This is a genomic window from Streptomyces sp. CoH27, from assembly GCF_020181035.1.
Classification (GTDB): domain Bacteria; phylum Actinomycetota; class Actinomycetes; order Streptomycetales; family Streptomycetaceae; genus Streptomyces; species Streptomyces camelliae.
Window position 1 is genome coordinate 130,616 of record NZ_JAIQYY010000006.1, and the last position, 26,159, is coordinate 156,774.

General features: G+C 71.5%; 19 protein-coding genes. 9 read left to right on the plus strand and 10 right to left on the minus strand.

The window, feature by feature from the left end:
* The first annotated feature begins 199 nt into the window (after window positions 1–199).
* Genes LE548_RS11275 through LE548_RS11290 form a run of 4 tightly spaced genes read left to right on the plus strand, consistent with a single transcriptional unit; the run spans window position 200 to window position 10,279 of the window.
* Window positions 200–7,102 (plus strand): DEAD/DEAH box helicase, encoded by a 6,903-nt coding sequence (locus LE548_RS11275; RefSeq protein ID WP_225096562.1) that lies wholly within the window; start codon window positions 200–202, stop codon window positions 7,100–7,102.
* On the plus strand, window positions 7,099–9,366 hold the full coding sequence (locus tag LE548_RS11280; protein ID WP_225096563.1) for a UvrD-helicase domain-containing protein: 2,268 nt from the start codon (window positions 7,099–7,101) through the stop codon (window positions 9,364–9,366). Before LE548_RS11275 ends, LE548_RS11280 begins: the two co-directional genes overlap by 4 nt.
* Window positions 9,367–9,402: 36 nt before the next feature.
* Window positions 9,403–9,828, plus strand: coding sequence for a RidA family protein (locus LE548_RS11285; RefSeq protein WP_225096564.1), 426 nt, complete (start codon window positions 9,403–9,405; stop codon window positions 9,826–9,828).
* Window positions 9,821–10,279, plus strand: coding sequence for a GNAT family N-acetyltransferase (locus tag LE548_RS11290; RefSeq protein WP_225096565.1), 459 nt, complete (start codon window positions 9,821–9,823; stop codon window positions 10,277–10,279). The genes LE548_RS11285 and LE548_RS11290 overlap by 8 nt, the downstream gene beginning before the upstream one ends.
* 13 nt (window positions 10,280–10,292) lie before the next feature.
* On the opposite strand, the gene LE548_RS11295 is transcribed toward LE548_RS11290, so the two are convergent.
* Both LE548_RS11295 and LE548_RS11300 read right to left on the minus strand, forming a co-directional pair.
* Entirely contained in the window at window positions 10,293–11,012 is a 720-nt protein-coding gene (locus LE548_RS11295) for an aspartate/glutamate racemase family protein (protein WP_225096566.1), read from the minus strand.
* A 5-nt stretch (window positions 11,013–11,017) separates the two neighbouring features.
* Window positions 11,018–12,478: an NCS1 family nucleobase:cation symporter-1 gene (locus tag LE548_RS11300; RefSeq protein ID WP_225096568.1), complete on the minus strand. Its 1,461-nt coding sequence runs from the start codon at window positions 12,476–12,478 to the stop codon at window positions 11,018–11,020.
* Between the two features lie 144 nt (window positions 12,479–12,622).
* Here LE548_RS11300 and LE548_RS11305 point away from each other — a divergent pair, with 144 nt between their 5' ends.
* The gene (locus LE548_RS11305; RefSeq protein ID WP_225096569.1) at window positions 12,623–13,300 is read left to right on the plus strand and encodes a GntR family transcriptional regulator; all 678 of its coding nucleotides are present in this window, start codon (window positions 12,623–12,625) and stop codon (window positions 13,298–13,300) included.
* Between the two features lie 313 nt (window positions 13,301–13,613).
* On the opposite strand, the gene LE548_RS11310 is transcribed toward LE548_RS11305, so the two are convergent.
* Entirely contained in the window at window positions 13,614–14,306 is a 693-nt protein-coding gene (locus LE548_RS11310; protein WP_225096570.1) for a uracil-DNA glycosylase, read from the minus strand.
* Between the two features lie 171 nt (window positions 14,307–14,477).
* Between LE548_RS11310 and LE548_RS11315 the strand changes: the two genes are divergently transcribed.
* Window positions 14,478–15,290 carry an RNA-binding S4 domain-containing protein gene (locus LE548_RS11315; protein ID WP_225096571.1) on the plus strand — a complete coding sequence of 271 codons (813 nt, stop codon included), beginning with the start codon at window positions 14,478–14,480 and terminating at the stop codon, window positions 15,288–15,290.
* Between the two features lie 63 nt (window positions 15,291–15,353).
* Here LE548_RS11315 and LE548_RS11320 read toward each other — a convergent pair whose 3' ends face one another.
* Together LE548_RS11320 and LE548_RS11325 are read right to left on the minus strand one after the other, a co-directional pair.
* A complete protein-coding gene (locus LE548_RS11320; RefSeq protein WP_225096572.1) occupies window positions 15,354–16,037 on the minus strand; it encodes a bifunctional 2-polyprenyl-6-hydroxyphenol methylase/3-demethylubiquinol 3-O-methyltransferase UbiG in 684 nt (227 codons plus the stop codon).
* Between the two features lie 98 nt (window positions 16,038–16,135).
* Entirely contained in the window at window positions 16,136–17,044 is a 909-nt protein-coding gene (locus tag LE548_RS11325; RefSeq protein WP_225096573.1) for an acyltransferase domain-containing protein, read from the minus strand.
* Window positions 17,045–17,130: 86 nt separating this feature from the next.
* Here LE548_RS11325 and LE548_RS11330 point away from each other — a divergent pair, with 86 nt between their 5' ends.
* Window positions 17,131–17,454 carry a DUF6343 family protein gene (locus LE548_RS11330; protein WP_225096574.1) on the plus strand — a complete coding sequence of 108 codons (324 nt, stop codon included), beginning with the start codon at window positions 17,131–17,133 and terminating at the stop codon, window positions 17,452–17,454.
* 67 nt (window positions 17,455–17,521) lie between these two features.
* Here LE548_RS11330 and LE548_RS11335 read toward each other — a convergent pair whose 3' ends face one another.
* The 4 genes from LE548_RS11335 to rpsA all read right to left on the minus strand — a co-directional run bounded on the left by LE548_RS11335 (window position 17,522) and on the right by rpsA (window position 21,238).
* Window positions 17,522–17,902 (minus strand): tetratricopeptide repeat protein, encoded by a 381-nt coding sequence (locus LE548_RS11335; RefSeq protein ID WP_225096575.1) that lies wholly within the window; start codon window positions 17,900–17,902, stop codon window positions 17,522–17,524.
* A 50-nt stretch (window positions 17,903–17,952) separates the two neighbouring features.
* A complete protein-coding gene (gene coaE, locus LE548_RS11340) occupies window positions 17,953–18,588 on the minus strand; it encodes a dephospho-CoA kinase (RefSeq protein WP_225096577.1) in 636 nt (211 codons plus the stop codon).
* 45 nt (window positions 18,589–18,633) lie between these two features.
* Window positions 18,634–19,572 (minus strand): PAC2 family protein, encoded by a 939-nt coding sequence (locus LE548_RS11345; RefSeq protein WP_225096578.1) that lies wholly within the window; start codon window positions 19,570–19,572, stop codon window positions 18,634–18,636.
* 172 nt (window positions 19,573–19,744) lie between these two features.
* Window positions 19,745–21,238: a 30S ribosomal protein S1 gene (gene rpsA, locus LE548_RS11350; RefSeq protein ID WP_055707059.1), complete on the minus strand. Its 1,494-nt coding sequence runs from the start codon at window positions 21,236–21,238 to the stop codon at window positions 19,745–19,747.
* 366 nt (window positions 21,239–21,604) lie between these two features.
* On the opposite strand from rpsA, the gene LE548_RS11355 reads away from it, so the two are divergent.
* Window positions 21,605–22,480 (plus strand): class I SAM-dependent methyltransferase, encoded by an 876-nt coding sequence (locus LE548_RS11355; RefSeq protein ID WP_225096822.1) that lies wholly within the window; start codon window positions 21,605–21,607, stop codon window positions 22,478–22,480.
* 66 nt (window positions 22,481–22,546) lie between these two features.
* Entirely contained in the window at window positions 22,547–25,153 is a 2,607-nt protein-coding gene (hrpB, locus tag LE548_RS11360; RefSeq protein ID WP_225096579.1) for an ATP-dependent helicase HrpB, read from the plus strand.
* On the opposite strand, the gene LE548_RS11365 is transcribed toward hrpB, so the two are convergent.
* Window positions 25,143–26,135: a DUF3068 domain-containing protein gene (locus LE548_RS11365; RefSeq protein ID WP_225096580.1), complete on the minus strand. Its 993-nt coding sequence runs from the start codon at window positions 26,133–26,135 to the stop codon at window positions 25,143–25,145. The genes hrpB and LE548_RS11365 overlap by 11 nt on opposite strands.
* Between the last annotated feature and the right edge of the window lie 24 nt (window positions 26,136–26,159).

Genomic DNA, 26,159 nt, shown 5'->3' on the forward strand with positions numbered 1-26,159 from the left:
GGATGCAGCCTTCGCCATGGCCGGCGTCCACCCGACCGAGCAGGCCGTCCATCGCCTCGATCAGGTTTGTCACGAAAGGTAGCAATTCCGGCTATAAGCGACCCTGGATTCCCACAGCGGAACCGGTGAACCGGGAGACGCTGTCAGACCTCCGCTATACGGTTGACCCGTACATTGACCTGGGACGAAGGAGCACGTCGTGCGGCCGACCCTGGCCGCCGCGCAGGTGCGCGGCAGTCTGACGCAATACCTCACGACGACCTATGCCCTGACCGACTCGGTGACCCGCGCCGCCCTGGAGCGGTTTCTCAGCCACCCCGAGACGGGGATCTTCCGCGGACCGTATCTGCGGATCCGGACCCCCTTTCACACGGCGGACGACGGCTGGCGGCAGCATCTTGAGTGGACGCCCGGTTTCCCGCCGTACCGGCATCAGGCCAAGGCATGGGAGCGGCTCAGCACGCTACGGGGGCCCGCGGCTCCCACGCTGATCACCACGGGAACCGGGTCCGGCAAGACGGAGTCCTTCCTCGTCCCCGTGCTCGACCACTGCCGCAGGCAGAAGGCCGAGGGACGGGGCGGGGTCAAGGCCGTGCTGCTGTATCCGATGAACGCGCTCGCCACCGACCAGGCGGGCCGCATCGGCGAGTACCTGGCGCATCCGGAGCTGGCCCAGGTGACCGCCGGCCTCTACATCGGCGACCGGCCCGACACGGACTTCCGGCGGGTGATGACCCGGCGTGAGGAGATGCGGGTCTCGCCGCCGGACGTGCTGATCACGAACTACAAGATGCTCGACCTGCTGTTGCAGCGCGGCGAGGACCGGCCGCTGTGGGAGGGCGCGGACATCACGTACGTGGTGCTCGACGAGTTCCACACGTACGACGGTGCCCAGGGCACGGACGTGGCGATGCTGTTGCGGCGGCTGGCGAAGGCCACCGGAAAGGACCGGCCCGGGCGGCCGCTCGGCGGAATCTGCCCGGTGGCCACCTCCGCGACCCTGGGCGAGAACGCGTCCGGCAGCCAGCAGGGCGGCATCCTCGATGTGGCGGGCCAGGTCTTCGGTGTGCCCTTCGCCGCGGACGCGGTGATCGGCGAGGAGCGGATGACCGCGGGCCAGTTCACCGGCGAGGTCGATTACGAACTGCCCGAGCCTCCCTCCCCGAAGGAGGTGATCGAGTGCTCAGGCGGTCCAGGAGTGGAGGCCCGGCCGGACCTGCTCGATCTCGACGGGCTCGCGGAGCGGTTGCTCGGGCGGCGCGGACTCGACGCCTTCCAGCTCGGCAGACTGCTGAAGCGGCATGACTTCACCCACGGTGTGCTGTCCTTGCTGGACGGTGAGCCGCTGAGCGAGTGGGAACTGCGGGACCGTATGAGCCGGTTCGGGTACGCGTGGGGGCGTACCGCGCGGGAGAACCCCCGGCTGGCTCTGCAGGCCCTCGCCCGGTTCGTGGCGCTGCTGTCGGCCGCCCGGGATCCGGAATCCGACGAGAAGCGGCCGCGTCCGCTGCTGCACATCGAGGCCCACCTGTGGGTGCGGCCGGTCACGCGGGTGCTGCGCGGCGTCGGACCGAACCCCGAGTTCCGCTGGTACGAGGACGACCGCACCGCGGCCCGCCGTACCGCGCTCGCCGCCGCGCCCGCAGGAGCCGAGGACGAGGACGGGGAGCGCTCGTCGGGCGGATGGCCCTCGGGCGACGCCCGGCGGGCCGAGGCACAGCCGGGGGCCGACACCGCCGTACGACCGGCCGCCGTGCACCTGCCCGCTGTCTACTGCCGCACCTGCGGTCGCTCCGGATGGGCGGCGCTGTCCCCGGAGGCGGATCCACAGCAGCTGGTGATGGCACAGGACCGGGTATGGCGCGCGGGCGTGGGCCGGGACAAGCGGCGCATCCGGTACTTCATCGCCGCCACCGCCGCCGAGCGGGACGAGGCACTCGACGCGCTGACCGGCGCCCGGCCGTCCTCGGGGCGGGGCAGCGGTGTCGATCCGCTCTCCGTCGTCGTTCTGGACGGCGCACAGGGCAGGTACCGGCTGCCGACGGCCGCCGACCGCGAAGAGCTGCAGGACGGCTGGTTCGCTCTGGCCATCACCGACAAGAAATCGGCCGACAGAGCCGCTGTCGACGACCGTTGCCCCGCGTGCAACACCGACAACGGCATCCGCTTCCTCGGCACCTCTCTCGCGGCGCTCGCCTCGGCGACCGTCACCCAGCTGTTCACCGGCGGCGACATCGCCCTCGTACCGGAAGAACGCAAGACGCTTCTCTTCAACGACTCCACTCAGGACGCCGCTCACCGCGCGGGCTACGTGGCCAACGCCTCGTACAAGTTCTCGCTGCGGTCCCTGCTCGCCCACACCCTCGCCGACTCACCGCAGCCGCTGGCGCTGAACGACCTGATCGGCAACGTGCTCGACGCCGTCGACGATCCCCAGGCGCTGACCGCCGTCGTGCCGCCGGACCTGCACGACGAGCCGGGGGTGGACCGGCTGCTGTCCGGGCGGGGCACGGGCGACGCCCGCACCTGGAAGCTCATCGGCGAGCGGCTGGCGTTCGCGACAGTGATGGAGTTCGGCCTGCGCTCCCGCCAGGGCCGCACCCTGGAGCTGACCCGGACCGTGGCGGCCGAGGTCGCGCTGCGCGATCCGGAGAAGGTCGCCCTGCTGGCCCGTGACCTGCATCTGACCCTGCCCGGTCAGCTGGTGGCGGTGGGTGATCTGCCCACTCCTGATCGCTATCTCGCGTTCGTACGGGGACTGCTGGAGCGGGTGCGGCTGCGCGGAGGCATACGGCACCGGTGGCTCGATCCGTGGATGCGGGATGCCGGAGTCACCCGGTTCAAGGTGTGGGGTGGGCGCCCCGACGGCATGCCCGCGTTCCCCGACGGCGTGGCCGCGCCCCGGTTCCTGCTGGACGCCCCCAAGGAGAGGTCCACCTTCGACACGGCCACCGGCCGGCTCGGCTGGTACCAGGACTGGACCCGGCGCTGCCTCGGCCTGGACGCGAACGGAGCGAACGAGTACCTGCGACGGCTGCTGCCGGTGCTGGCGGAGGACGGTGTCCTCGCGGTCCGCACCGCGCAGGACCGGGCGACCAGGGTGTACGGCCTGCAGCCGGGCCATGTCGAGGTGCGCCTGCTGGACGACGCCGTCGTGAACAAGGCCTTCGTGAGCTGCCCGGACTGCGGCTGGGAGCAGGTCGTGCCGCCCGAGCGCAAGACCCGCTGGTACGGGCACCCCTGCCCCCGCTACCGGTGCAAGGGGGTACTGAGGCCGCCGCAGGACGACGTCACGCTGAGCCTGACCGGCAGCTCCGGAGGGTTCGGCGGCTCCCGCGAACGCGACTACCAGAACGACTACTACCGGCGGCTGTATCTGACCGGAGGCACCTTCCGCGTGGTGACGGCCGAGCACACCGGCATGCTCACGCGACCGCAGCGCGAGCGGGTCGAGCGGACCTTCCGCGACGGCACCCACTACACCGACCCCAATGTGCTCTCCTGCACGCCCACGCTCGAACTCGGCATCGACATCGGCGATCTGTCGGCCGTACTCCTCGGCTCGCTGCCGAAGGGCCCCGCCAACTACGTACAGCGGGCCGGCCGCGCCGGGCGCCGGACGGGCAACGCCCTGGTGGTCGCCTTCGGCGGGCGGCGGGCGCGGGACCTGTACTACCTGGACGAACCCCGCGAGATGATCGCCGGTGACATCGTCCCGCCCGGCTGCTACCTGTCCGCGGTGGAGATCCTGCGCCGCCAGTACACGGCGCACCTGCTGGACCTGGCCGCCCGGGGAGCGCTCGTCACCGCGGACGGCGAGCGGCTGCAGCCCGCGCCCCGGCTGGTGTCCGCGCTCTTCGGCACCACAGGCTGGTGCCAGGACCTCGCGGACGCGGCGCTCACCCATGGCGCCGCGCTGGTCGAGGACTTCCTCGGCCTCTTTCCGGCAGCCGGGCCGGACGGGACCGGGGTCACCGAGCACGCCGCCGAGGAACTGCGGACGTACGCGACCGGCGGCATCGTCCGCGCCCTCCAGGAGGCAGAGGAGGACTGGACGTCCCGGCGTGAGGAACTGCGGCGCAGGATCGCGGCCATCGACACCGCCATGGACGGCCTTGTCCGCTCCGATCCCGAACAGGACCGGGAATACCGAGAGTTGCTGGCCGAGCGCCGCACCACCGGCGATCTGCTGCGCGAGCTGAGCCAGGCCGGCGCCCACGGCGCACTCGTCGACCTGGGGCTGCTGCCGAACTACAGCCTCACCGACACCACGACCCAGCTGGAGGCGACGCTCTACTGGACCGAGCAGCAGACCGAGGGCGACAGCGAGGCCGCCGGCACGAAGAAGACGTACCGCAGCGAGGTGCGCGACTACGAGCGATCACGCCGGCTCGCCCTGGCCGAGCTCGCTCCGGGCAACAGCTTCTACGTCAACGGCTACCGGCACGTCGTCCGCGCCCTCGACATCGGAAGCCCGGAACGCCGGGCCTGGTCGGTGTGGCGGCTGTGCCCGGCGTGCGGGTACGTGCGCACGGAGAACGCCAAGGCGGACACGTCGCCCTGTCCCCGCTGCGGCGGCCGGGAGATAGCCGATGCCGGGTGCGTCCAGTACGTCCTGGAACCACGGCGAGTGATCGCCCGGGACAAACGGGACGACGCCCGCGTCCGGGACGACAAGGACGAACGCGACCGGCGCCGGTACGCCATGCTCACGACCGTCGACATCGACCCGGTGCATCTCGCGTCGGGCTCCTGGCGACACGACACGGCCGTGTTCGGCGTCGACTTCACCCGGCGCGCCGTCGTCCGGACGCTGAACCTGGGCGTGGACCGCCAGGACGGCAGCAGCACCGTGCCCCTCGCCGGCGACGACGTGCGCATCAATCCCTTCTACGTGTGCACCGGTTGCGGAGGCGCGACCGCCGACGGCCGTCCGGTGGTGGACCAGCCCCATGACGCCCTCACGGAGTCCCTGGCCGCATCCAGCAGGGCCAGTGCCCACCATCTGCTGTGGTGTCCGCGCCGCAAGACGAGGGCGGCCGGCGGCGGACAGGGCAAGGGCGAGGACATCCCCCTGCTCCTCGCCCACGAACTGGTCACCGAAGCCGTGCGCATACTGCTCCCCGCGTCCGTGGCCCGCGCCAGGGAACGGCTGGCTTCGTTCACGGCTGCCCTGTTCGTGGGGATCGCCGCCCGGTACGGCGGAGACCCCGACCACATCGACATCGCCGCCGCGTCCATGCCCGACGGAGGGGACGCCGACTGGCCCCGGCGTTTCCTCGTGGTCTACGACCGGCTGCCGGGCGGCACCGGCTACCTGCATCGCCTCGCCTCGGCCGACGGGTTCCGTGAGGTGCTCCTCAAGGCCAGGGAGACCATCGAGAGCTGTGCCTGCATCGAGAAGGGCATGGACGGCTGCCACCGCTGCCTGCTCCGTCGCGTCCCCGCGGGCGACTACGACCGGGTGAGCCGCAACGAAGTACGGCAGATGCTCGACGAGCTCCTCGGCGAGACCGGGGAGCGCTGGAAGACCTCCCCGGTCGTGGCGACGCACACCATCCCCTTGGAGCGTCAGGCCGAGAGCGACCTTGAGGTCATGTTCATCGACACGCTCCGGGAGTGGGCCCGCCGGCCCGGTTCCCGGGCCAGTGCGGACGCCTACACGACGACGGCAGGTACGTACTCGCTCGACCTGCGGCTGACCGGCCCGGCCGGTACGACCCTGAGCTGGCGCGTGTCCCAGCAACGCGCTCTCGACGGGACCCGGCCCGACGTGCTGTTCGAACGGCTCGACGCACCCGGCCCCCGACTGGCGCTGTACCTGGACGGATTCGAGTTCCATGCCACGGCCCGCCACAACCGCCTCGCCGACGACGCCGCGAAGCGCACCCGGCTCCGGGCCGACGGGCTGCGTGTCTTCCAGCTGACGTACTACGACGTGAAGGAGTGGCGCGCACGGGTGTACAACACGGGCACCGTGCCCCTGGGGCCGGCCGACCCCGTGTGGCAACCCTACGGTGAGCAGGGCAGACGCCAGGCCCGCGACTACTACGCCAAGGTACGGCGGGGCCTGCCGGGCGAACTCGCCGAGACCGTCTGGGTCAACCCGGCGGATACGCTGCTGGCCTATCTCCGCTCACCTGAAGGGGACGTGTGGCTGGCCCGCGCGGAGGCCGCCGTCGCCGGCCTGACCGGGGCTCGGCCCGATTCGACGGCCGTGTCCGGCGACGCCGTGGCCGCCCAGGTGACCGCCGCACTCCAGGGTGCGCCGCTGTCCGGAGCGGGCGGTCCCCTGCGCGTGCTCAGTGCGGTGGACCGGTCGCACTGCCGGGTGGTCGCGGTGGCCGACGGTCGGCGCAAGCCCCCCTCCTGGACGGCGCTGACCGTCCTGGACGACACCCCCTCGGCTCTCACCGGCTCCCAGGCGCACAAGGAACGCTGGCGCGCGTGGCTGTACTGGAGCAACCTGCTGCAGTTCCTGGAGCACGGTGGCGGGGACAGCGCGCAGTTGACCACGAGCCGGCTCGACGGCTTCTCACCGGACACCCTCACCGTCACGGGTGGCTCCGGGTGGCTCGCCTCCACCCGGGTCGATCTCGGCGCGGTCATCGGTGTTCACACGCCGACCGAGCACATCGTCCATGATCAGGACAGTGAGAACGCCCCTCCCGCCGTCGACTCCGAGCAGTCGATCGAGCAGGCCCCGCCTTCCGCGGCGACGGGCTCCGGCTGGGACACCGTCCTTGAGTACCTGGATCCGGACGAACCCGGCCTTCAGCTGCTGGCGGTCTCGCTCGCCACGCGCGGTGTGCCCGCCCCCGTCGACGGGTTCGAACTCGACGAGCACGGATGGATGGCCGAACTCGCCTGGCCGGAGCAGAAGATCGGTGTGGTGCTGGCGCCGCGAACGGGCGAAGCGGAACCCGATTACGAAGCGCAGGACCGGGACCGGGCCTTCGGCGCAGCCGGCTGGGACGTGCGGCCGGCCACCGACTGGACCGCCGAAGAGCTGGCCCACCGGCTCGTCGTACAACCATCGATGCCTGCCGAGCATCGTGATCAGCGCAGCAACGGAACGACTCTGGGGGAGCCCCACCGATGAACACCGCGCGTGTGACTCTTCGTCTGCTCGACAAGGCCGACAAGGAGATCCTCAAACTCCCTCGTGCGGTCAAGGGCGCTCTCTACGACTTCCAGCACAAATTCAAGGCGAACCCCCGAGCCACGGGTCTGGCGCTCAAACAGCTCCGCGGGGACAGCAGGCTGTGGTCGGCTCGGGTCAATGACGAGTACCGCGCACTGCTGCTGCATCTCTCCGACGACGACTGGCTGATCGTCTCGGTCAAGCACCGCAAGGAGGTCTACGAGAACCTCGACCGGCTCTCGTACGGCATCAACCAGGTCACCGGTGCCATCGAGTACGTCGACCTCCAGGTGGTCGAGGAGAGCGTGCTGCGCAGAAGTGTGCCCGCCCCGACGGTGGCCGCGGCACCGCCGGAGCCGGCGCAGGCCCCGCCGCTGTTCGCGCGCTTCACCGACCAGCAGCTCATCGACCTGGGTGTCGCCGAGCCCCTCGTTCCGGTGATCCGGACCCTCACCACGGAGGAACAGCTCCTCGGGCTCGTCGAGTACGCGCCCCAGCTGACCGGCGAGATCCTGCTCTCACTGTTCGACGGCAAGAGCTACGACGAGGTTCTGGAACAGGTGACGGCCCCCGTCGCCGCGCCGGAGCCGGTGGACACGGAAGACTTCCAGGCTGCCGCCGAGCGTCCGGCGACCATGGTCACGACGACGGACGAGGCTCTCCGTGAGGCCCTGGAAGGCAAGGACTTCGGCCGTTGGAAAGTCTTCCTGCACCCGACGCAGTCCAAGCTGGTGGAGCGGGACTACTCCGGTCCCGCCCGGGTGGGAGGCGGTCCCGGCACCGGAAAGACCATCGTCGCCCTGCACCGGGTCAGGCATCTGGTCCAGCAGCTTCCCCCGGGCCGTACCAAGCCGGTTCTCCTGACGACGTACAACAAGAATCTCGCAGCGGATCTCCGGGCCCGCCTCATGGAGCTGGGCGGCGAGGAGTTGCTCGACCGCGTGGAGATCAGCCATGTCGACCAGCTGGCGTTGCGCGTGGTGCGAGAGGCCGAGCCCGGCAACGCCAAACAGACGATCGACGACAACCAGGTGCTGCGCGAATGGCGTGCCATGCTCGACGAGCTGGGTGAGTCGGCCTGGGACGCGGAGTTTCTGCACGACGAGTGGACTCAGGTCATCCTCGGTCAGGCAGTGGCCTCCCGCACCGAGTACTTCCGGGCCCGGCGCGCGGGCCGGGGCCGTAACGTCACCCGGGCCGAGCGGGCCGAGATCTGGCAGCTGGCGGAAAAGTTCACCCAGCGCCTGGACCGGCTGGGCCGTCAGACTTGGGCGCAGGTGGCCGAGCGCGCCGCACGTCTGGAGATGGAGCGGGAGCGGCGCATCCTGGCAGTCGAGCAGCAGCGGGAACAAGCCGCCGGCCGCGACAACGTACATCTCCAGGACGGTTCTGCCGGATGGCTGCGGCACCGCTACCGGCACATCGTGGTGGACGAGGCACAGGACCTGCGGCCAGGACACTGGAAGATGCTGCGCGCCATGGTCGCGCGGAACCGCAACGACATCTTCCTCGTCGGCGACACCCACCAGCGGATCTACAACAACCAGGTGACCTTGGGCAGCCTCGGCGTCAACATCCGGGGCCGGTCCGCCAAGCTCACCCTCAGCTACCGCACCACCCGGCAGATTCTGGGATCCGCTCTCGGGGTGCTGGAAGGCGAGTCGTTCGACGACCTCGACGGCGACCAGGAATCACTCGGCGGATACCGGTCCGTCCTCAGCGGCGGCCGACCCACCTTGCACCCGAGTCCGGACTGGGACTCGGAGCGTGCGGCGGTGGCGGAACTGCTCGCGGAATGGTCCGACATCCCGCTGGAGCAGATCGCGATCTGTGTGCCGACCAACGCGATGGCGCAGGAGGTCGCGGTCACCCTGGCCCGTGCCGGGATCAGGGCCGTCGAGATCGGCCCGGACGGCCCACGCGGAGACGAAGGGGTACACATCGGAACGATGTTCCGGTTCAAGGGGCTTGAGTATCAGCGCATGATCATCGCCGGTGTGAGCGAAGGTCTTGTCCCCCGCGAGGCCGTCATCCAGATGGAACGCTCCGACGCATTGCGCCATCGACGGGAGATCCAGCGCGCACGGTCACTTCTGTTCGTCGCCGCCACGCGCTCCCGGGACGCGCTCGCCGTCTTCTGGCACGGCGAACCCAGCCGCTTCCTCGGCCCCCTTCTCCGGGCCGAGAAATCGGGATGCGTCGGCGCTGCCGGGCGCGGATGATCGGGAGGTTGTCGAGCCACTGCCCGAGGAGCCGTCATGATCCGCCGAGTGACCGTGCCCACTCTCTTCCCGCCGCCCACCTACGCGCACGCCTCGGTGGTGGAGGCCGGCACCAGGCTTGCCTTTCTCGCCGGGTCCGTGCCGCTCGACGCCCGGGGGGAGCTGGTGGGTCCGGGGGACGCCGTGCGGCAGGCCGAGCAGGTGATCGCCAATCTGCGGGAGCAACTGGACGCCGTTGGGAGCGACTTGGCGCATGTGGTCGTGACCGATGTGTACGTGGTGAGCGCGGAGCCCGCCGTGCTGGCGGCGGTGTGGGACGTGGTCGAGGCCTCGGGCCTGAGCACGGGTCCGCACTCGTCCACGCTGATCGGCGTCGCCTGCCTCGGGTACCCCGGCCAGCTGGTGGAGATCACGGCCACGGCCGTGGTGCCGGAGGGGGCGGGGCGGGGCGGGAATGAGTGACGTCGTTCTCCGGCGGGCGGGGGCGGCGGACGCCGGGGCCGCCGCCGATGTGTGGCTGCGGTCGTTCCGTGCCGCGCTGCCCACCGTCGTCCGGCCGCGCTCCGACGACGACGTACGGAATCACTTCCGGGACGTCGTCGTGCCGTTGCGGGAGACCTGGGTGGTGGAGGCGGCCGATGCCGGGATCGTCGGCGTGATGGTGCTGCGCGAAGGGGAGTTGTCCCAGCTGTACCTGGACCCGGACTGGCGGGGGCGCGGGATCGGCGACCGGTTCGTCGCGCTGGCCAAGGAGCGCGCTCCGGGCGGGCTGACCCTGTGGACCTTCCAGGTCAACAAGCCCGCCCACCGGTTCTACGAGCGGCACGGATTCACGGCCGTCGAGTTCACCGACGGGAGTGGCAACGAGGAGCGGGAGCCGGATGTGCGGTACGTCTGGCGGCCTCAGGCCTGACCCGACGCCCGGCTCACGACGGCCGCCCCCACCGCCTCTCCTTCGGCAAGGGTTTGCCGTAGCTGCCCGCCCGGCTCGTCCTCAGGCCCAGGGCCACCAAGGACTCGGCAAGCCGGACCGCCGCCGCGACGCCGTCGACCACCGGCAGGCCGAGCTTCTCGCCCACCGCGCGCTGCAGGCCCGTCATCCCGGCGCAGCCCAGGACCAGCACCTCAGCGCCGGCCTCGCGGGCCCGCTCGGCCGCCGACAGGAACGCGGACTCCGTGCGCCCGGGGTCGTCGGCCAGGTCGAGGACGCCGAGGCCGGTGCCGACGACGGCGGCGCAGTTGCGGGCCACGCCGGCCGTCTCCAGGCTGTCCTCGATCTGGCCGCGCGAGCGGTCGAGGGTGGTGACGACGCCGTAGCGGCGGCCGAGAAGGCAGGCGAGGTGGGCGGCGGCCTCGGTGATGTCCACGACCGGGACGTCCACCAGTTCTCGTACGCCTTCCCGGCCGTGCTCGCCGAATCCGGCCAGGACGACGGCGTCGTACGGCGGCCCGTCGTAGGTGCGCAGGGTGTCGAGGACGGCCGCGGCCGAGAGATAGCTGTCGAGCCATCCCTCGGCCGAGGCCGGTCCCCAGGCGGGGGTCAGACCGGTCACGGTGGTGCCCGGGCCCGCGGCGGCCTGGGCACCTCGCACGATCTCGTCGGTCATCTCCCGCGTGGTGTTGCAGTTGGTGACGATGATCCGCACGTCCGTCAGGCCTCCTGCGCCGTGAGGTCCGTGCGCTGCCGCCGGCACAGCGCCGCGTACAGGGCGGCGGCGAGTGCGGTGCCGATGAACCAGGAGTACGGCGCCACATCGCTGAAGCTCTTCACCAGCGCCAGCACGGCGGCGACCGCGGCGGAGGGCAGGAACGCCCACAGCGCCTTGGGGTTGACGCCCTTGCGGTAGTGGTACGGGCTGCCCGGCCGGGCGTCGAACAGCGCGTCGACGTCGACCTTGCCGCGCTTGACCCAGTAGTAGTCGATCATGATCACGCCGAACAGCGGGCCGAGGAAGGCGCCGAGGCCGCCGAGGAAGTAGTTGACGACGGTCGGGTTGGAGAAGAGGTTCCAGGGGGTCACGACCAGCGCGGCCACCGTGCTGATCATGCCGCCGGTCTTGAAGGTGATCTTCTGCGGCCAGACGTTGGCGAGGTCGTACGCCGGTGAGACGAAGTTGGCGACGATATTCACGCCCATGGTCGCCACCGCGAAGGTGAACGCGGCCACGACGAGCACCCAGGTGTTGCCCACCTTGGCGACCAGTTCCGCCGGGTCGGTGATGGCCTGCCCGAACGCCTTCAGTGAGCCCGCAGTGACGATCACCGAGACGACGACGAAGGCGGTGGAGTTGATGGGCAGGCCCCAGAAGTTGCCGCGCCGGACGGTCTTGTAGTCGGGTGCGAAGCGGGAGAAATCGCAGAAGTTGAGCATCAGCGTGCCGTAGGTGGCCAGGATGAGGCCGATCGCGCCGAACCACTGACGCCACTGCTCGCCGGTGGACACCGGGTGCGGGGTGGAGGTGAGCGAGATGCTCCAGTGGGCCTTGGCCAGGACCCAGACCGCCAGCGCGATCATCACCAGCCAGATCGCGGGACCGCAGAAGTCCTGGAACTTCCGTACGGATTCCATGCCCTGCGTGATGATCAGCGCCTGGATCAGCCAGAGGGAGAGGAAGGAGATCCAGCCGAGCGCGTCCAGGCCGAGGAAGGAGTGGTGGGTGAGGGAGACGAGGCCCGGCCAGGCGGCCAGCAGCATCACGTTGACGGCGACGGAGGCCAGATAGGTCTGGATGCCATACCACATGATGGCGATCACGGCCCGGATCAGCGCCGGGATGTTGGCGCCCCAGACGCCGAAGCTGATGCGGCTGACCACGGGAAACGGCACACCGTGGCGCTGGCCGATCTTCCCCATCCGGTTCATGCCGACGTAGATGAGCACGAAACCGGCCAGCAGGGCCGTGAAGACCTGCCAGACGTTCATGCCGAGGACCAGCAGACCGGCGGCGAAGGTGTAGTTGCCGAGGTTGTGGACGTCGGACATCCACATGGCGAACAGGTCGAAGACCTTCCAGTTCCGCTGCGCGGCGGGGGCGAGGTCCTCGTTGACGAGGCGGGGGTCGGGGACGAACGCGGTGGCGCCGGGGGCTTCGGCGCGATCAGCGAGGGACACGGGGCCTCCATGGGCGAGGGGACGGAGGACGGCGGCCGTTTGGTATACCAAACTGCCGACATGGTGCCGTCGTCAAGCATTCGGACCGATGTCGTTGCCGTTACGGCCCGGTAAAAGACCCCTCGCTTCGGCGAAGATGGGCCCATGACGAAGATCGAACCCCTGGGCGCGGTGCGCGAGCGGGTCCTGGCGAGCCTGCGGGAGGACATCATCGCCGGGCGTCTGGCCCCCGGTGACCGGCTCGTCGAACGGGAGCTGGCCGAGCGGTTCGGCGTTTCGCGGGTGCCGGTGCGGGAGGCGATCCGCGCGCTCGTCGCCGAGGGCTTCGTCCTCTTCGAGTCCGCCCGCCGCACGGTCGTACGCCGGCTGACGCCGACCGACGTCCGGGAACTCTTCGAACTGCGCGAGGCGTTGGAGGTCTACGCGGCGGGGCTTGCGGCGACCCGAGTGACCCCGGAGGCCCTCGCGGAGCTGCGGGAGCTGCTGGAGCAGGCGGCGCGGGCGACGAAGGAGGGGGACGCCGAGGCGATCACGGACATCAACACCCGCTTCCACGACCGCATCCGCGCCCTGGCCGGCAACAGCCTGCTGATCTCGGTCATGGAGCCGGTCGACGGCCGCCTGCGCTGGCTCACCCGGCGCAACGAAGAGTGGCCCCAACTCCTCACCGAACACCGCGAGTTGTACGAAGCGATCGCCTCCGGCGACCCGGCCCGAGCCCGCACCCACGCCCTCGACCACGTCCGCGCCAACTATCGGTCGACGGTACGGCATCTGTTCGGCATGGATCCGGGAGAGGGAGACCGATCCGGCAGGAACTGAACCGGCCGTGGCGGGGCCGACCGTGGGGGCCGGCCGTGGCGGGGCCGATGGGGGCTGGGCGACGGGCGGCGGGGCGGCAGGGTCTGGGCAGCGGGGACTGGGCAGCGGGGACTGGGGCGGGCAGGGACCGGCCGAGGGTAGTCCGGTCGCTGTCGCCGGCTCAGGGGACGACGGGTGGTACAGGACGGCTCAGGGGACGACGGTTGTACGGGGCAGCTCAAGGTGGGCGGCTGAGCAGACAGCGGTCGTACGGGGCGGCTGAGCAGACGGCGGTCGTAAGGGGCGGCTCAAGGTCGGCGGATGAGGTCGGTCATCACAGGCCGGCCGTCTTCGCCGCCGTGCGCAGCACCTCGCGCAGCATCTCGGCGGTGAGCCTGCCCGTGAAGGTGTTGCGCTGGCTGACGTGGAAGCAGCCGAAGAGGTCGAGGTCGTCGAGCGCGACCCGGGTGCCGTGGGCGAAGACCGGGCGGGGCCGGGGTACTCTCCAACCCGCCTCGGCGAACGCCGGCAGCGCGGCCTGCCAGCCGAAGGCGCCGAGGACGACGGCAGCCTTCAGCGTCGGGCGCAGCAGCTTCAGCTCCTGGACCAGCCAGGGGCGGCAGGTGTCGCGCTCGCCGGTGGTCGGCTTGTTGGCGGGCGGCGCGCAGTGCACAGGCGCGGTGACACGGACGCCGTACAGCTCCAGTCCGTCGCCGGCGCTGACGGAGGTCGGCTGCGAGGCGAGCCCCACGTCGTACAGCGCCTGGTAGAGCACGTCTCCGGAGCGGTCGCCGGTGAACATCCGGCCGGTACGGTTGCCTCCGTGCGCGGCGGGGGCCAGCCCGATGATCAGCAGCCGGGCGTCGGCCGGGCCGAAGCCGGGCACCGGCCGCCCCCAGTACGTCCAGTCGGCGAACGCGGCCCGCTTGGTCCGGGCCACCTCCTCACGCCACTCCACCAGCCGGGGACAGGCCCGGCACTCCGTGACGCGCCGGTCGAGCCGGGCGAGGGCACAGCTGACGTCCATAAGGCCACGGTATGCCCCCCGACTCCTGCCCCTCCCCTCCCCGACGCGGCCCGGGTGAAAGCGGCCCAGCACCCCATGAGGCCCCTGAGCTGCACGGACAGCCCCGCACCGCTTCCCCGCCCGCTGGAAAACGCGTCCGGCACAACCGGCCCGGGGCGTTAAGGTCGGTTCATGGCTTCCGAGGATGCGGACGACAACCTGAACCGTGGGACCGGCGGACCGGACGGCGTGAGCCCCGCCCAGGACCACGACGACTCCGGTACGTCAGCCGGTCGGCCCCTCGATCCCAAGATCGCCGCCGCGGTGGCCGCCGCCGAGGCCGCGGGGCCGGCTACCGGGGAAACGGTCCGGATCGACAGCTGGATCTGGGCCGTACGTCTGATCAAGACGCGTTCCCTGGGCGCCACCGCCTGCCGGGGCGGCCATGTGCATGTGAACGGTGAGCGGGTGAAGCCCGCCTACGCCGTGCGCGTCGGCGACGAGGTGCGCCTGCGGCACGAGGGCCGGGAACGCGTCGTGATCGTCAAGCGCCTGATCCGCAAGCGCGTCGGCGCACCCGTGGCCGTCCAGTGCTACATCGACAACTCCCCGCCGCCCCCGCCCCGCGAGTCCGTGGCCCCCGCCGGCCTGCGCGACCGAGGCACCGGCCGCCCCACCAAGCGAGACCGCCGCGAGTTGGAACGCCTCCGCAGCCTCGGCACTCCGGGCCCCTTCGCCGGCCCCGGAGGCTTCGCCGGGCTGGGTGGACCGGGCGGATCCGGTGGGGCTGGTGGACCGGGCGGGCAGGGTGGCCGTGGTGGCCGTACCAAGCCCGGCGGATCCGGCGGACGTGGCTCGTCCGGCGGAGCGGGTGGCCGCGCGAGCCGTGGCGCCGGCTCCGACGGGCCCGGCGGATCCAGTGGGCGGGGTGATGCCGGTGCGTCGGGCGGGCGCGGTGCGTCAGGCGGGCGCGGTGGATCGGGCGGGCGTTCCCGGGGACGCTGATCCGTCGCCGGCCGGGCTGCCGGAGCACGTGCACGCTCCCGGTGAGGCAGCGGTGGATGCCCGCTATGCCTTGGGTACCGCCCGCACCCACACCCTGTCCGGTGTCAGATACGTGTCCACCTCCAGTCCCGCCTCCTCCAGTGCCGACTCGAACTGCTCCTTCGTCAGGGGCCGGGCCAGGAACGTCTGGGTCCAGACCGTGTCCGGGAACAGGTACTCGACGTGGACCGAGTTCACCCCCTCGCCGACGGGCTCCGCCGAGGCGATCCGGACCGTCAAGCCGCTCGGGTGGACCCGCTCCCTGGGCACGTTCGTGTGATAGTCCTCGCCCTCCCGTTGGATGAGCACGCAGCCGCCCTCCGCCACATGCCGGGCGCAGGTGCGCAGCAGGCCTCTGCGGACCTCCTCGTCGCCGGCGTGGACGAGGAACGACGCGAGCATCACGACGTCGAACTTCTCGCCGCCCAGGTCCAGTTCCTCGATGGGGGCGCACACCGTGCGCGCCCCGCGGATCCGGGCCAGCATGTCGGCGGACTCGTCCACCGCCGTGACCGTGAAGCCCCGCTCGATCAAGGGGTGGGTCACGCGGCCTACTCCGCTGCCGAGCTCCAGGATGTGCGCCCCGGCCGGTACCGCCGCCGCGATGATGTCCGGCTCGTCGCCCACCGGCAGCCGCTCGTACAGCTCGACCGCGCAGCCGTCCGGGGTGATCGCTCCGGGTCCGGTGCCTTCGTGTCCCTCACGCATTTCGACCGTCATGCCCGAACAACGGCCCGCTCCCGCACGCCCGTTCCCCTCCCACGCCAGTTCACCCTTTCGAGTGATGTGCCTCCGCCCCGCGCTGTTCAGCCGGGGAACGGGAACCAGCCATGCCCGATGTACCAGTGACCGCCCGCCCGCAGATGGTCCCCCACCGCCCGCTCCACGGAGGTGCGCCGCGGCAGCTCCGCCACCGGCAGGCCGGGGTCCCCGAAGACGAACCGGACGGGCTCGGTGTCGGCCGGTTCGGTGTCCTCTCGCACGGTGCGGAACCGGTCCTGGAACCGGACGATGTTGGAGTCGGCGGGCAGATAACGCCGTAGCTGCCGGTCGAGCAGCCAGGAGTGGCACAGCGCCGCCACCGGCCGCTCCTCGGGAAAGTGCAGGGGGAAGAAGTCCCGGGCCCACGCCAGGGAGCGGTCGCAGGCGGACGGCGTGAGCGGGCCGTGGTGGTCCGGGATGTGCAGGCTCAGGCAGGGCGTGCCGGGTGCCGCGGTCAGTCCGGCCGCCGCGAGCACCGGCGCCGTGCGCTCCCCGAGCCGCGCCCGCTCGAACTGCAGCCGGCCCAGCTGGAACAGCTCGCCGCGGAAGTGCCGGACGAGCCAGCCCCGCACCGACACGCCGGTCGTGCCGTGCCGGCTGCGGTGCAGTGCCATGTGCCGGCCCAGGTCGGCCAGGGTGCGCCGGGAGACCTCGGGCGGGATGCCGCGTTCCCGGTGCCGGGCGAGAGTGCGCGGGACCGCGGCGACGAAGACGTACACGGGGAAGACCTGGCTCAGCTCGGCCGGTGCCGCATCGAGGAGCCCGGCGAGGCCAGGGGCGCGGCCCGGCTCCGCCGGGTCGTGGAACAGTTCCTCCACGCACTCCCTGAGCAGCCGCAGCACTCCCGGGTCGCCGGTGATCCGGCTGCGTCGTGCCACCAGAACGTCGATGTCCTCGTGCGGCACGGCCAGGTCGAGGAGCAGTTCGGGCAGGTCGTCGGCGTCCGGCAGCACTGGATCCCCCTTCGGCGAACGTCGGACGAGGGGCGTTGGTGAACGTCGTCACCGAAGAGTACGTTGCAAGGAGGAGTGGTGATGCCATGCGTACGGGCAGTGAACCGACGACCGCGCGCAGTGCGCTGCGGGCGCGTTTCTGGCTGAGCGTGTGGGGGCTGGTCTGGTCGGTCTTCGGCACGGCGGCGTTCGCGCTTGCCGGACGCCCCGGCTGGGCGGCGGCCTGCGCGGTGCTGTGGCTGGTGGTCACCGCCGACATGACCATGATCGTCCGCCACATGCGACAGGGCCCGCACTACCAGCCGGGCCGTGACATACCGCCGTATCAGCCGCTGGACGACGGGCCGCCGTACCGGCCGCGGGAGACGCGACCGCCGTTCCGGCGCCCGCCGAGGCACCGGCATCCATGACCGGCCCGCGGCACCGGCGCACCGGCACCCGGGAAGGCCCGCTCGCTCGTCACCCGTGACGGGCCGCTCAGTCGTCGAAGCGTGCCGCCTTCAGATACTCCGGGTTGGGGTCGAGCGCGGCCGCCAGCCGGAAGTGGCGTCTGGCCTGCTCGGGGCGGCCCTGGCGTTCGTAGGTGCGGGCCAGCGCGAAATGCGCGAACGCGTTGTCCGGCTCGCGCTCCAGCACGATGGTGAACTCCAGCTCGGCAGGCCGCAGTTGCGCCGCCGCGAAGAAGGCACGCGCGCGCAGCAGGCGGGCGGCGGTGTTCTCGGGGTGCGCGGCGATGACTCCGTCGAGCAGTTTCACCGCGCCGCGTGGGTCCCGTGCTTTGAGCAGATGCTCGGCTGCACGGAAGTCGATCACATGCGTTTCCGGAGTACGTCCGGTGGAACCGCTGGTCTCGGGCACGGCTGAGTCCTTCCCTCACTCCGGCAGTTCAACGCCCGGACAGCGGGCCGCTATTCCGTGGATGATCCCGCGGACGACTCCGCGGACTCCTCGCGGGCCCGGCGTACGAGCTCGTCCCACACCTGCGCGACCCGCTTGTGCAGCGTGTCCAGGGGGACGTCGTTGTCGATCACGATGTCCGCGATCTCCCGGCGCTGTGCGCGCGTGGCCTGCGCGGCCATCCGCGCGCGTGCGTCCTCCTCGGTCATCCCGCGCAGGCGCGTCAGCCGGTCGAGCTGGGTCTCGGGGCTCGCGTCCACGACGATCACGAGGTCGTAGCGGGGCGCCAGGCCGTTCTCGGTCAGCAGGGGTACGTCGTGGATCACGACGGCGTCGGCGGCCGCGGCCTCCTCCAGTTCGCGGGAGCGGACGCCTACCAGGGGGTGCACGATCGAGTTGAGGACGGCGAGCTTCTCGGGGTCGGCGAAGACGATCGAGCCGAGCCGGGGCCGGTCCAGGCTGCCGTCGGCGGCGAGGACGTCCGTACCGAACGCCTCGACCACGGCCGCGAGGCCCGGGGTGCCCGGCGCCACGACCTCGCGCGCGATGCGGTCCGCGTCGATCAGCACGGCCCCGTGCTCCACCAGCAGCCGCGACACCTCGCTCTTGCCGGCACCGATGCCACCGGTCAGGCCTACTCTCAGCATGAGCGGTAGCTTAGGCCCTGCCGCTGACAGCGGAACCGGCTGAGGTCAGTTGTCGCCTTCCCGCTCCGCCAGGAACCGCTCGAACTCCCGCCCGATCTCGTCGGCGGACGGAATGTCCACCGGCTCGGCGAGCATGTTGCCCCGGGTCTCGGCGCCCGCCGCGGCGTCGTACTGGTGCTCCAGGCCCTGGACGAGCGCGGTGAGTTCCTCGTCGCCCTCCTGGATCTGCCGGTCGATCTCCGTCTGCGTGCGGTGCGCGTCGGTGCGCAGCGCATGCGCGACGCCCGGGAGGACCAGCCCGGTGGCGGCCGTGATGGCCTCCAGGACGGTCAGGGCGGCGTCCGGATACGCGGACCGGGCGATGTAGTGCGGGACGTGCGCGGCGACGCCCAGGACGTCGTGCCCGGCCTCGCTCAGCCGGTACTCCACCAGCGCCTCGGCGCTGCCGGGCACCTGGGCCTCGTCGAAGGGGCTGCGGTGGCCGGGGACGAGATCGGTGCGGTTGCCGTGCGGGGTGAGGCCGACCGGGCGGGTGTGCGGGACGCCCATGGGGATGCCGTGGAAGTTCACGGACAGGCGCACGCCGAGCCGCTCCACGATCTGCTGGACGGCCGCCGCGAAGCGCTCCCACTCCACGTCCGGCTCGGGTCCGGACAGCAGCAGGAAGGGGGCGCCCGTGGTGTCCTGGACGAGGCGGACCTCGATGGCCGGGACCTCGTACTCGGTCCAGCGGTCGCGCTTGAAGGTCAGCAGCGGCCGGCGGGCCCGGTAGTCCACGAGCCGGTCGTGGTCGAATCGGGCGACGAGCTGGTGGGGCAGTGAGTCGAGCAGCCGGTCGACGATCTGGTCGCCGGTCTCACCCGCGTCGATGTATCCGTCGAAGTGGTAGAGCATGACAAGGCCGGCCGACTCCTGGGCGAGCGCCATGTCGACAACGGCGAGGCCCTTCGGCTCCCATGCGTACAAACCCTGCGGATCAAGCACTGTGACCGCTCCTCCTCGTGTTCCTCTTGGTCAACGCGCCCTGGAACACGGGCATTCCCGTGACACGCCGCTGATCGGCGATCTCGGACACCCCGGAAGACGGCTGAGGGGCCGCACCTCGAAAGGTACGGCCCCTCAGGACCAGCTATCGGCTAAGCCCAGCGGCTAGCGTTCAGCTCTGGCCACCGGCGAGCTTCTCGCGCAGCGCGGCCAGCGCCTCGTCCGAGGCCAGCGCACCGGAGGTGTCCGCGCCCTCGGAGGAGTACGAGCCACCGGTCGCGGCCGGAGCCGCGGCCTCGCCGCCACCCTCGGCAGCAGCGGCAGCGTCGGCCTCGCGGGACTTGATGACCTGCTGCTGGTGCTGCTCGAAGCGGGCCTGCGCCTCGGCGTACTGGCGCTCCCACTCCTCGCGCTGCTTCTCGTAGCCCGGCAGCCAGTCGTTGGTCTCCGGGTCGAAGCCCTCGGGGTAGATGTAGTTGCCCTGGTCGTCGTACGACGCGGCCATGCCGTAGAGGGTCGGGTCGAACTCGACCTCCTCCGGGTGGGCACCGAAGGACTCGTTGGCCTGCTTCAGCGAGAGGCTGATGCGGCGACGCTCCAGATCGATGTCGATGACCTTGACGAAGATCTCGTCGTTGACCTGGACGACCTGCTCCGGGATCTCCACGTGGCGCTCGGCCAGCTCGGAGATGTGGACCAGACCCTCGATGCCCTCGTCCACGCGGACGAACGCACCGAACGGCACCAGCTTCGTGACCTTACCGGGCACGACCTGGCCGATCTGGTGGGTGCGGGCGAACTGCTGCCACGGGTCTTCCTGGGTCGCCTTCAGCGACAGGGAGACGCGCTCGCGGTCCATGTCGACGTCGAGGACCTCGACGGTGACCTCCTGGCCGACCTCGACGACCTCGGACGGGTGGTCGATGTGCTTCCAGGACAGCTCGGAGACGTGGACCAGACCGTCGACGCCACCCAGGTCCACGAAGGCACCGAAGTTGACGATCGAGGAGACCACACCGGAGCGGACCTGACCCTTCTGAAGGGTCGTGAGGAACGTCTGGCGGACCTCGGACTGGGTCTGCTCCAGCCAGGCACGGCGGGACAGGACCACGTTGTTGCGGTTCTTGTCCAGCTCGATGATCTTGGCCTCAAGCTCCTTGCCGACGTACGGCTGGAGGTCGCGGACGCGGCGCATCTCGACCAGGGAGGCCGGGAGGAAGCCACGGAGGCCGATGTCGAGGATGAGACCACCCTTGACGACCTCGATGACGGTACCGGTGACGATGCCGTCCTCTTCCTTGATCTTCTCGATGGTGCCCCAGGCACGCTCGTACTGGGCGCGCTTCTTCGAGAGGATCAGGCGGCCTTCCTTGTCCTCCTTCTGGAGGACCAGGGCCTCGATCTCGTCGCCGACGGCGACGACCTCGTTCGGGTCGACGTCGTGCTTGATCGAGAGCTCGCGGCTCGGGATGACACCTTCGGTCTTGTAACCGATGTCGAGCAGGACCTCGTCCCGGTCGACCTTCACGATGACGCCGTCGACGATGTCGCCGTCGTTGAAGTACTTGATCGTCTCGTCGATCGCTGCGAGGAAGGCTTCCTCGTTACCGATGTCGTTGACCGCTACCTGCGGGGTGGTGGCGGTGGTCTCGGTGCTGCTCGTCATGTGGGAAAGGGCTCCGGTACGGACATTGAAGTCGTAGGTACTGCTTACGCCGGGAGCCCGTTTCGCTCTGATGAAGCCGGACAGCCAAGGAAGCGCCACACAAAACCGCTGGTGGCGCCTCGACAACCGAGGGGACATACAACAGATGCGAGCGCAGCCTGCTACGTCTGAGGTGCGCAGGCCCGCAGCGCAACTTGTAGCATACGGGGGCAGGCGGGCATGGTCAATGCGCGAAGGCGCACGACGAGGGCGGAACGCCGCATTCCCGGCAGAAGAAACGTCCCACAAGGCCACGCACGCCTGAGGGGACCCCGTCCGTGACGGACCCCCTGACGGGTTGGACGGAAGAGTACGACGAGGGAGCCGATCATCCAAGAGCCGGAAGCCTACGACCCCGACAACGCGGTGGACTCCTCTTCGGAGGCCACGCGGCGTGACGCCGGAGTCGCGGAGAGCGCGCGGGCCAACCGGGGCTGGTGGGACCGCAACGCGGACGAGTACCAGGTCGAGCACGGCACCTTCCTCGGAGACGACCGCTTCGTGTGGGGCCCGGAGGGCCTGGACGAGGTGGAGGCGGAGCTGCTCGGCCCGCCGGAGGAGCTGAAGGGCAAGGAGGTCCTGGAGATCGGCGCGGGCGCGGCGCAGTGCGCGCGCTGGCTGGCCGCCCAGGGCGCCCGTCCGGTGGCACTGGACCTCTCGCACCGCCAGCTCCAGCACGCCCTGCGGATCGGCGGATCGTTTCCCCTGGTCTGTGCGGACGCCGGCGCGCTGCCCTTCGCGGACGGCTCCTTCGACCTGGCGTGCTCGGCGTACGGGGCGCTGCCGTTCGTCGCCGACCCGCGGCTGGTGCTGCGCGAGGTGCGCCGGGTGCTGCGGCCGGGCGGCCGGTTCGTCTTCTCGGTGACGCATCCGATCCGCTGGGCGTTCCCGGACGAGCCCGGCCCCGAGGGCCTGTCGGTGTCCGGTTCCTACTTCGACCGCACGCCCTACGTCGAGCAGGACGAGCAGGGCCGCGCGGTGTACGTCGAGCACCACCGGACCATCGGCGACCGCGTCCGGGACATCGTCGCCTCGGGCTTCCGGCTGGTGGACCTGGTGGAGCCGGAGTGGCCGGTCTGGAACACCTCCGAGTGGGGCGGCTGGTCCCCGTTGCGCGGCGGTCTGATCCCGGGCACCGCGATCTTCGTGTGCGAGCGAAGCGAGACGGGGGTCCCCCCGGCCGAAGGCTGGGGGAGGGACTGACCCCCTGACGTCTCCCTTCGCGTACGCGCGCGTGGGGTGCGTTTCGCGTCGTACGACACTGGGGGCGTGATCCGTTACGACGCCCTGGACGCGCTGCCCGTGCGTTCCGCCCTGCCCGCCCTGACCGACGCCCTGGAGAGTGACGGTACGGCCGTCCTGGTGGCGCCGCCCGGAACCGGCAAGACGACGTTGGTGCCGCTGGTGCTGGCGGGGCTGGTGGGCGGCGGTCCGGCGCGGCGGGTCGTGGTGGCGGAGCCGCGGCGGATCGCGGCGCGGGCCGCGGCCCGGCGCATGGCGTGGCTGCTGGGCGAGAAGCCCGGCGAGAGCGTGGGCTTCACGGTGCGCGGCGAGCGGGCCGTGGGGCGGCACACGCGCGTGGAGGTCGTGACGACCGGTGTGCTGCTGCAGCGGCTGCAGCGCGACCAGGAGCTGCCGGGCGTCGACGCCGTCGTGCTCGACGAGTGCCATGAGCGGCATCTGGACGCGGACACGGCGGCCGCCTTCCTGTGGGACGTACGGCAGACGCTGCGGCCGGAGCTGCGGCTCGTGGCGGCATCCGCGACCACGGACGCGGAGGGCTGGGCCCGGCTGCTCGGCGGGGCACCGGTGGTGGAGGCGGCGGGTGTGTCCCATCCGGTGGAGGTGGTGTGGGCTCCCCCGGCGCGTCCGCTACGGCCGCCGCACGGGATGCGGGTCGATCCGGCGCTGCCGGCGCACGTGGCGTCGGTGGTGCGGCGGGCACTGGCCGAGCGGGCGGGCGACGTGCTGTGCTTCCTGCCCGGCGTCGGCGAGATCGCGCGCGTGGCCGGGCAGCTCGGGGAGCTCGGGGACGTCGAGGTGCTCCAGGTGCACGGGCGGGCGCCGGCCGCCGTGCAGGACGCGGTGCTGGCGGGCGGACGGCGGCGCCGGGTGGTGCTGGCCACGTCCGTCGCCGAGTCGTCGCTGACCGTGCCCGGGGTGCGGGTGGTCGTCGACTCGGGGCTGGCGCGCGAACCCCGGGTGGACCACGCGCGCGGGTTGAGCGGGCTGACGACGGTACGGGCGTCGCGGGCGGCCGGGCGGCAGCGGGCGGGCCGTGCGGGGCGTGAGGCGCCGGGTGCGGTGTACCGGTGCTGGACGGAGGCCGAGGACGGGCGTCTGCCGGCCTTTCCGGCGCCTGAGATCAAGCTGGCCGATCTGACCGCGTTCGCCCTTCAGGCGGCCTGCTGGGGCGATCCCGACGCCTCCGGGCTGGCGTTGCTGGATCCGCCGCCGGGCGGGGCGATGGCGGCGGCGCGCTCCGCGCTGGCGGCGGTGGGAGCGGTCGACTCCGTCGGGCGGGCCACGGAGGTCGGTGTGCGGCTGGCTCGGCTGGGTGTGCACCCCCGGCTGGGGCGGGCGTTGCTGGACACGGCCGGAGAGGGGGCGGAGGTGGTCGCCCTGCTCTCTGAGGAGGTGCCGCGGGAGTACGGGGATGACCTCGGCGGAGCCTTGCGGCGGGTTCGGCGTGGGGGTGACGCCTACGCGGGGCGGTGGGCCGCGGAGGTACGGCGCCTGCGGGCCGTCTCCACGGAGTTTTCCCACCCGCCCGCCCAGGTGAACGCAGAACCCCCTTCGGCCCGGCGCGCTGACGGCACAGCCGCTTCCACCCCGGGTTCGACCGACGCCGCTTCCTCCTCGGCCGCGACTCCCGGCAGGGCGGGTGGATGGGCCGGTGCCGGGGAGGACGGGGTGGTCGGGCTCGTCGCCGCGCTCGCCTTTCCCGAGCGGGTCGCCAAGTTCGACGGTGGGTCGTACCTCATGGCCTCCGGGACCCGGGCCGAGTTGGCGGGCGGGTCCGCGCTGCGGGGCGCTGCGTGGATCGTCGTCGCCGTTGCCGATCGGCCCGCCGGGAACGGGCACGCGCGCGTGCGGCTCGGGGCGGCCGTGGCGGAGGACGTGGCCCGTGCCGCCGCCCGGTCCCTGCTGAGTGAGCGGGACGAGGTGCGCTGGGCCGACGGGGACGTCGTAGCCCGGCGGGTCGAACGGCTGGGGGCCGTCGAGCTGGCCGTACAGCCGCTGCGGGACGCCGACCCCGCTCTCGTACGCGGTGCCCTGCTTCAAGGGCTCCGGCAGGAGGGGCTGGAGCTGTTGCGGTGGTCACCGGAGGCGCGGGTGCTGCGGCAGCGGCTGGCCTTTCTGCGGGCGCGGCTCGGGGAGCCGTGGCCGGACGTGTCCGACGACGCGCTCCACGCGCGCGGGGACGAGTGGCTGGAGCCGGAGCTGGGCAGGGCCCGGCGGCGGGCGGATCTCGCGCGGATCGACGCCGGGCAGGCGCTCGCACGGCTGCTGCCCTGGGCGAGCGGGGAGGCCGGGCGGCTCGACGAGCTGGCGCCGGAGCGGATCGCCGTACCCAGCGGGTCCAGGATCCGGATCGACTACGAGGACCCCGAGCAGCCGGTGCTCGCCGTCAAGCTCCAGGAGATGTTCGGGCTGGACACGACGCCGGCCGTGGCCGGGGTGCCGCTGCTGGTGCACCTGCTCTCCCCCGCCGGCCGGCCCGCCGCCGTCACGGCCGACCTCGCCTCCTTCTGGAAGGACGGCTACAAGGGCGTACGGGCGGAGCTGCGCGGGCGGTATCCGAAGCACCCGTGGCCCGAGGACCCGGCCGCCGCCGAGCCCACCCGGCACACCAACGCGCGGCTCAGGCGCTGACCGGTTCGGGTTCCGTCGCCTCCGCGGGGGCCGGGTCCTCCGGGCGGCGGGAGCGGGCCTCCAGGTAGAAGGAGAGAGCCAGGAGGAGCAGACCCAGGATCAGCGAGCCCCAGGGGATGTACGAGGTGAGCAGCAGGACCAGGGTGCGGTTGTGTTCGACGAGGGCGACGGTGTGTTCGATGTAGTCCTCGCGCATCTTCACGTCCCCGGCGAACGCCGTGACCCTGTCCCGGCCGCCGAGGAGGGTGCCCCCGCGCAGTTCCTCCTTGTGGTCCTCCTCGCCGTAGACGGGCGCGCCGGTGACGGGCTCGACCCAGAACGTGCGGACCGTGCTGTACCAGCGGGTGGTGCCGGTCTTGGCGACCGTCTCCGGTGTGATGCCCTGGACCGGCATGGTCTTCGGCATGGGGACCTTGGTCCAGGGGACGGTCTGCTCGAAGCGGTAGACCGTCAGGCCGCGGAAGGTCCGGGTGCCCTTGTAGTGGATGGGGCTGGTGGTGCGGGTCTGCGCGTCGAAGTACTCGTAGTCGCGCTTCTGCGTCAGGAAGGGCCACTTGAACTCGATGCCCTGGCGGGTGACCGGGTCGCCGTCGACCGTCTCGCCGGTGGCGTGCACGGGGTCCTGGGTGTGGGCGTCGAAGATGTAGCGCTCGGGGACCTTGGAGACCATCTTGCCGTCGGGGCCCTGGACGTAGGACAGGCTGTCCCAGACGACGACGGGCCGCCCCGCGGTCTTCTCGATCTTCTTCGCGGCCTCCACGTTCCCCTTGAGGGTCTGCACGATGGTGACCTCGGGGACCTTCTTCGCCCGCATGGTGCCGTAGTCGAGGAGAGTGGCGTCCTTGGCCTCCAGGACCATGTCCTGGTACTGGTTCGCGGGGATCCTGGCCAGGCGCGGGAAGGCGTACCAGCGCATGAGCGGGGACAGCGCCGCGCAGAAGACGGCACAGGCGAGCAGGACCAGGCTTGCCTTGCGGCGCATGGAAGGCCTCCCTCCCGGTCGGGC

Excerpts from the sequence above, each read along its gene's own strand:
- LE548_RS11330 (WP_225096574.1), top strand. The coding sequence starts at position 17,131 with ATGCGTACGGGCAGTGAACCGACGACCGCGCGCAGTGCGCTGCGGGCG.
- LE548_RS11280 (WP_225096563.1), top strand. The coding sequence starts at position 7,099 with ATGAACACCGCGCGTGTGACTCTTCGTCTGCTCGACAAGGCCGACAAG.
- LE548_RS11285 (WP_225096564.1), top strand. The coding sequence starts at position 9,403 with ATGATCCGCCGAGTGACCGTGCCCACTCTCTTCCCGCCGCCCACCTAC.
- LE548_RS11290 (WP_225096565.1), top strand. The coding sequence starts at position 9,821 with ATGAGTGACGTCGTTCTCCGGCGGGCGGGGGCGGCGGACGCCGGGGCC.
- LE548_RS11320 (WP_225096572.1), bottom strand. The coding sequence starts at position 16,037 with ATGCGTGAGGGACACGAAGGCACCGGACCCGGAGCGATCACCCCGGAC.
- LE548_RS11315 (WP_225096571.1), top strand. The coding sequence starts at position 14,478 with ATGGCTTCCGAGGATGCGGACGACAACCTGAACCGTGGGACCGGCGGA.
- rpsA (WP_055707059.1), bottom strand. The coding sequence starts at position 21,238 with ATGACGAGCAGCACCGAGACCACCGCCACCACCCCGCAGGTAGCGGTC.
- LE548_RS11305 (WP_225096569.1), top strand. The coding sequence starts at position 12,623 with ATGACGAAGATCGAACCCCTGGGCGCGGTGCGCGAGCGGGTCCTGGCG.
- coaE (WP_225096577.1), bottom strand. The coding sequence starts at position 18,588 with ATGCTGAGAGTAGGCCTGACCGGTGGCATCGGTGCCGGCAAGAGCGAG.
- LE548_RS11310 (WP_225096570.1), bottom strand. The coding sequence starts at position 14,306 with ATGGACGTCAGCTGTGCCCTCGCCCGGCTCGACCGGCGCGTCACGGAG.
- LE548_RS11365 (WP_225096580.1), bottom strand. The coding sequence starts at position 26,135 with ATGCGCCGCAAGGCAAGCCTGGTCCTGCTCGCCTGTGCCGTCTTCTGC.